The 3,629-nt window shown below is 71.9% G+C and carries 4 protein-coding genes and 1 tRNA gene; 1 reads left to right on the top strand and 4 read right to left on the bottom strand.

The window, feature by feature from the left end; genetic code table 11:
• Positions 1 to 175 precede the first annotated feature (175 nt).
• Positions 176 to 1,117, bottom strand: a complete 942-nt coding sequence (locus tag WML84_RS13760) for a zinc-binding alcohol dehydrogenase family protein (RefSeq protein WP_347346705.1) — start codon at positions 1,115 to 1,117, stop codon at positions 176 to 178.
• Between the two features lie 62 nt (positions 1,118 to 1,179).
• Here WML84_RS13760 and WML84_RS13765 point away from each other — a divergent pair, with 62 nt between their 5' ends.
• A complete protein-coding gene (locus WML84_RS13765; RefSeq protein ID WP_347346706.1) occupies positions 1,180 to 1,815 on the top strand; it encodes a TetR/AcrR family transcriptional regulator C-terminal domain-containing protein in 636 nt (211 codons plus the stop codon).
• 136 nt (positions 1,816 to 1,951) lie between these two features.
• Here the strand turns inward: WML84_RS13765 and WML84_RS13770 are convergent, their stop codons facing one another.
• The 3 genes from WML84_RS13770 to WML84_RS13780 all read right to left on the bottom strand — a co-directional run bounded on the left by WML84_RS13770 (position 1,952) and on the right by WML84_RS13780 (position 3,585).
• On the bottom strand, positions 1,952 to 2,380 hold the full coding sequence (locus tag WML84_RS13770) for a hypothetical protein (protein ID WP_347346707.1): 429 nt from the start codon (positions 2,378 to 2,380) through the stop codon (positions 1,952 to 1,954).
• Positions 2,381 to 2,474: 94 nt separating this feature from the next.
• Entirely contained in the window at positions 2,475 to 3,383 is a 909-nt protein-coding gene (locus WML84_RS13775; protein ID WP_347346708.1) for a hypothetical protein, read from the bottom strand.
• Between the two features lie 126 nt (positions 3,384 to 3,509).
• A tRNA-Val gene (locus WML84_RS13780) sits at positions 3,510 to 3,585 on the bottom strand.
• Between the last annotated feature and the right edge of the window lie 44 nt (positions 3,586 to 3,629).

Below are 3,629 nucleotides of genomic sequence, written 5' to 3' on the forward strand. Positions count from 1 at the left end.
GCTCTACAGCGTGCACGTGCGCGGCATGCGGCGCGAGGCGTCGGCGCTCGACCTCGACCGCTTCAGCCGCGTGGCGCGGGTCTTGCAGAAGCGCTACGGCTGGGCGGTCGGCGAGCGCTGACGTCGCTCGGCGGGGCTCTGTGCCGAAGCGCGTCGTGCCCCGGCCGCGAGCGGGTCAGGGCACGACGACGGCCCGTGTGCGGCCCGTGTGCGTCCATGCGTCGGCGATACGCTCGAGCGGATACGCCGTGTACGGGACGTCGAGGGTGCCGTCGGCGATGAGCGCCATCAGCCCGGGGAGCTGGGCGAGCAGCCGGTCGGGCTCGACGGAGCCGGAGCCGCTGCCGCTGACCGTGATGCGCCGTGCGCGCAGCAGGCTCGACGGCATCGCGGCGTCCGGGCCGCCCACGCTCCCGATCTGGACGTAGGAGATGTCGGCGTCGTCCGCGTCGAGACCGCGGCGGCCGAGTGCCGCGAATGCGGCCTCGGCGGCCGCGCCCCAGACGTAGTCGAGCACGAGCGACGGCGTCGCGGCCCGCACGGCGTCGGCGAGCGGTGCGGACGAGTCGGCGATCGAGACGGCCTCCGCACCGAGCGCGCGCAGGGCGGCGAGCGCCTCGGCGTCGCGGCCGGCCGCGATCACGTGCGCGGCGTCCAGCGCCAGGGCGCTCTGCACCGCCAGGCGGCCCGCTATGCCGGTCGCGCCGAGCACGAGCACGGTGCCCAGCGTGCCGTGGCGTTCGCGGTGCCGCCTCAGCGGGAGGTAGCCGGACATGCCCGGGTTCATCCCGGCCGCGACCGCCAGCGGGTCGGCCGCGCCGGGCAGCGGCACCTCGAACGCGGTCGCGAGACGCTCGGCCATCGTGCCCCAGGGCGCGCGGGTGAACCCCGTGTACACGAGCGCCCCGTCGTCCCGACGCGCCACGGCGTCGACCCCCGGCACGAGCGGGTAGTCGCCGGTGCTGCCGTAGTGCCGACCGGTCGCGACGGAGCGGACGACCTGGTGCATGCCGGCGCCGACCAGCGAGAGCGGTCGGCGACCGGGCACCGGCTCGGGTTCGGGGAAGTCGCCGCAGAGGGGAACGGCATCCGGCGCGGTGATGATCGCTGCACGCATGAGAAGCTCCTTAACTTTGTTCAATACAATCATGCTTGCTTAACGTTGTTAAGCTGTCAAGCGTGGCGAAGGGGATCACGCGACAGCGCATCGTCGAGGCTGCGCTCGACGTGCTCGACGAGGGCGGGGCGGATGCCGTCACCGTGCGGGCGGTCGCGCGGCGTCTCGGCGTGCAGGCGCCGGCGCTGTACTGGCACGTGCGGAGCAAGCAAGAGCTCCTCGACGAGATGGGCACCGAGATCCAGCGCCGCGTGCAGCGGCGATTCGACGCCGAGCCGTCCTGGCACTGGCGCGACGGGATGCTGGCCTACGCCCGCATCCTCCGTCGCGAGTATCTGCTGCATCGCGACGGGGCGCGGACCTTCAGCGGCACGCGCCTGACCGATCCCGAGGTGCTGCGCGCGCAGGAGCCGTGGCTCGCGCGCTGGACGACCGACGGCCTGACGCTGGCCGACGTCGTCGCCGCTGCGGAGCTGGTGACCGCGTTCGTCGTGGGCTTCGTCATCGAGGAGCAGGAACGGGCTCAGTCGGCCATGGCCGACCCCGCGCGCTACGCGATCGAGGAGCGCGACGCCGCGATCGGCGACCGGACACCGCTCGCACGCGCCGCCGGCCACGTGCGCGAGACCGACGACGCGCGGTTCGAGCGGCAGCTCGACATCGTCGCGGCCGGGCTCACCGCCACGTTCGGGCGATGACCGCAGGGCGGGCACACCGTCTCCCGCGCGTCCATCGCGGAAACGGCGGACTCCGTCGAGGGGCGCCCGGCCGCCGTCGAGGCCGCGGGCGCGACCGCCGACCGTGCCAGATCCGCGACGACGTGCGTCGGTGCCGTCACCGCGTCCATCCGTGCTCGGCGGCCACGGCCTCGACGTCGTGCTCGAAGGCGTCGACGTCGAAGTCCGCGATCCGCTTGGCGCGCATGATGTCGAACGAGCGGCGCGCGACGTCGTAGAGGAGGCGACACTGCTCCGCCGTGTCGCCGTCTCTGCGTGCCTTCCGCCAGGCCTCGTGGTCGGCGAACAGACGCAGATCGAGCTCGCCCGTGCCGCGCTTGTAGAGCATCCGCTCCTTGCCGCGAGGATAGTCGGGGTCGTCGTCGCGCTGGAAGACGAACAGCACGAACCAGCAGTCGAGCCCGCCGCCGTAGTCCCGGTCGGCGAGTCGTTCCCCGAAGACGTTCGACATCTGGACGAAGAGGCGAGGTGCGTCCTTCCCCTCGCCGAACGCCTGGATGCCGGTGAAGAAGACCCGCATCGTCACCCCCGCTCGATGGATGTGTCGATGTCACAGTAGCGCCGCGACGAAGGCACCGTGCCAGGGCCTCCGCGCTATCGCGCGACGTGAGCGTGCGCCGTCAGGTGTCGACGCGCCAGGCGCGGAAGTCGCGTTCCGCGCGGGCTCCGGTGGGGGCGAGCCATACCCGCTTCGTGTCGGCGGGGGCCTGCGGATCCATCAGGACCGCGACGGGCTGACCCACAACGGGAACGTCCCCGACGTGGAAGGCGCTGACCTGGGCCACGTGTCGAACGGTGCCCGTGGGGTCGGTGAACCGCGCGACCAGGTCTCCTCTCATGCGGGTGTTCGTCGGGGATGTGGCCAGGTCGTGCGTTCGGACGAACGACGGGGCCGCGGTGACGATGCCGGGGACGATCGCCCCGTGGCTCAGGACGTGCCGCAGGGCAAGGCGGGTGCGGGAGCGTCTCATCCGGACGATCGCGGCGACGAGCAGCGCGCAGACGGCCAGCGCGATTGCGACGATCGGCCCCCAGAGATCGAAGCGATACCACGCCCAGTCCCACCCGTTCCAGAGCTCGTCGGGGCTGCCGAAGGAGGTGTCGACGCGGCGACCGACCACGGCGGCCGGGGTCATCCACGGCACCGAGATCGTGACGCCGATCGCGACGCCGACCAGGATCACCGGGATCGTGCCCAGAACGGGAAAGTCCAGTTGCCGCCCCGTCGCCCACTGCGCCGTCGTCGTCACCGCCAGGGTCAGGAGGATCACCGCGAAGAGCGCGTACGTGCCCAGGTCGAACAGGACGAAGTGCCGGACGGGCCCCGGATCACCGAAGATCGAGTTCAGCGCGTCCGCGCGGAACTCGTCGAGGAACGACACGATCCCGGCACCCAGGCCGACCGCGGCCACGCCGAGCGCGATCATGAGCACCCCGTGCACCAGGTACGGCATGCGCGTGGCGCGGTACGCGTCCAGCGGCGTGCGCCCGTGCGTCGAGCGTGCCGAGATCACCTCTGTGGAATCCATCGCCGCCCTCCCCTCGCACAAGATCAGGGTAACGCCGGACAGCAGGCGTCGTCACCAGCGCAGCGGCGGGGAAAGGCCAGATGGGAGGCCCGCATCGTACGATGTCGCGCGGTCCTGAAGGCGGTGTGGTGGGCGATACCGGACTCGAACCGATGACCTCTTCCGTGTGAAGGAAGCGCGCTACCAACTGCGCCAATCGCCCGTCGACCCGTGCGGGCCGAGTACCGATGTTACCGGATGCCGGGG

Origin of the sequence: Microbacterium sp. (assembly GCF_039812165.1) — a bacterium.
GTDB lineage: Bacteria > Actinomycetota > Actinomycetes > Actinomycetales > Microbacteriaceae > Microbacterium.

Coding starts and splice junctions, on each gene's coding strand:
- WML84_RS13760 (WP_347346705.1), bottom strand. CDS start 1,117: ATGCGTGCAGCGATCATCACCGCGCCGGATGCCGTTCCCCTCTGCGGC.
- WML84_RS13775 (WP_347346708.1), bottom strand. CDS start 3,383: ATGGATTCCACAGAGGTGATCTCGGCACGCTCGACGCACGGGCGCACG.